We start from the raw sequence: 1,973 nt of genomic DNA, 5'->3' as shown, positions 1-1,973 counted from the left end.
CGGTAGGCGGGCCGCTCGGTGGGTGGGGTGCTTGGCGCCTGGCGGGGCCCGGCGGCACCTGGCGGGTCCGGCGACACCGGGCAGGATTCGGCGGCACCTGGCGGATCCGGCGGCACCGAGCAGGATTCGGCGGCAGCGGGCGGCCGGGCCGCCTTCGGTCAGGCCGCCGCCAAGACCTCGGCCGCCGCCCGCTCGCCGGAGCGGACCGCGCCCTCCATGAGGCCGTGCATGAGGGTGGCGGACTCGGTGCCCGCCCAGTGGACGCGGCCGACCGGGGCACGCAGGGCGCTTCCGTAGGTCGTCAGGGCCCCGGGCGGGAAGTGCCCGACCATGCCGCCCAGCGCCCACGGCTGGGCGGACCAGTCGGTCTCCAGGTAGGCGGTCGGCCGGCCTGCCTGCGGCCCGAGGCGGTCGGCGAGGGCGCCGAGCCAGACCCGCCGCCGCTCGGCCGGATCCAGCCGCCCCAATTGCACGGCCCCGGCCCCGAACGCGTAACTGCTCAGCACCCCCGGGCTCCCCGTACGCGGCGTCTGGTCGATGCTGATGGGGATCGGCGACCTGGGCGCGAAGGTCTGCCCGGAGAGCTGCTCGGCCCGCCAGAACGGCTCGGGGTACTCGGTGTGGACCCGCAGCACCGCCCCCGGCACCACCCGCTGCCGAAGGTGGCTGTGCGCGGCGGGCAGCGGCGGATCGTAGAGGATCCGCCCGGCCAGTACGGGCGGAGTCGCCACGATCACCTGGCGCGCGCGTACGACGAGGGCGTCGGTGAACACCCGTACGCCGTCGGTGTTCTGGGCGATCCGGCGCACCGGGCTGGACAGCCGCAGCGCGTCGCCCAGTGCCCCGCCCATCCGCCGGGCCAGTTCCGGAACGCCGCCGTCCACGAGGTGGGACTCGGTCCTGCGGGCGTCGGTGTAGTACGTGAACCCGCTCTTCCCGCCGCCCCGAGCCAGCACCAGCGCGCCCAGCAGGGAGACTTCGGCGGGGTCGGTGCAGAACAGCAGACTCATGGTCGACCGGAGATACGCCAGGGCGTTCGCGGAGGGCACGTTGAGCGGCCCGGCGAGCCAGCCCCCGAGCGTGCGGGCGTCCAGCGTGCGGGCACCCCGGGCCTGCCAGGGCGCGTCGGCCGGGAGCCGCCGCACCATCAGGTTGAGCCGCAGGAGTGCGAAGCCGAGCGCGGTGAGCGTGCCCGGCCCGGCCTTGGGGATGCCGCCCCGGTAGCGCTGGTTGCGGCCGTCGAGGTGTACGAGGTGGTGGCCGGAGTCGTCCTGCGGATACACCTCCAGGCCGTACTCCCGGCAGAGCTGGAACATCCGGTCCTGGCCCTTGCCGAGCCAGGTGCCGCCCGCCGAGACGACGGTGGTGCCGCCGGGCATCTCCCGGTTCCAGACCCGCCCGCCGACCCGGTCGGCGGCCTCCAGCATCACCACCTCGCGCCCGGCCTGCGCGAGTTCCCGCGCGGCCGCCAGCCCCGCGAATCCGGCTCCGACCACGCACACATCGGCCGCCACCTCTTCCACCTGCCCCATCGCACACACCTCCACGGTGCAGCCTCACCCGCGGGCTGCACCGCCGCCTGGCGGGTGACCCGGCTGGGGTGGGAAGTCACCCGAGGGCGGGGCACGGCAGACGGTGCATTCGAGGATGCGGAGGGGGCGGGGCGTCCGTGCCGCGGGGGCGGCCACCGGCGGTGGAAGTCTGGCCGTCAGGCGGGAGCGGGCGAAGGCCGCCGGGTGGCGGACCTCGGGAGGGAGGTCCGCCGTCAGGACGTGCAGGAGCTGCGCTTCGGTCGCCTCGTGCGCCAACCACCGCGCGGCCGGCGGCCGGAGCGTCGCCCACTCGGCGACCGAGAGGGTCATACGGGGATCCGTACGCCCGAGGCGCGCCAGGATCTCGTACGCGCGGGAGGCGGATGCGTCGTGCGCGACGCGGGGGAGGGGCCGCGCTTCGTGCGCGACGCGGGGGAGGGG

Annotated in this window: 1 protein-coding gene and 1 pseudogene; both read right to left on the bottom strand. The window is 76.0% G+C overall.

What is annotated here, in order from left to right; genetic code table 11:
* Positions 1-158: 158 nt before the first annotated feature.
* Positions 159-1,532: a flavin monoamine oxidase family protein gene (locus AOK16_RS18580; protein ID WP_240483639.1), complete on the bottom strand. Its 1,374-nt coding sequence runs from the start codon at positions 1,530-1,532 to the stop codon at positions 159-161.
* A 24-nt stretch (positions 1,533-1,556) separates the two neighbouring features.
* Positions 1,557-1,973: pseudogene (locus AOK16_RS27705) on the bottom strand (hypothetical protein); the annotation flags it as partial.

The organism is Streptomyces pathocidini (assembly GCF_001418495.1).
Lineage (GTDB): Bacteria > Actinomycetota > Actinomycetes > Streptomycetales > Streptomycetaceae > Streptomyces > Streptomyces pathocidini.
This window is presented reverse-complemented; position numbering and strand designations above follow the sequence as displayed.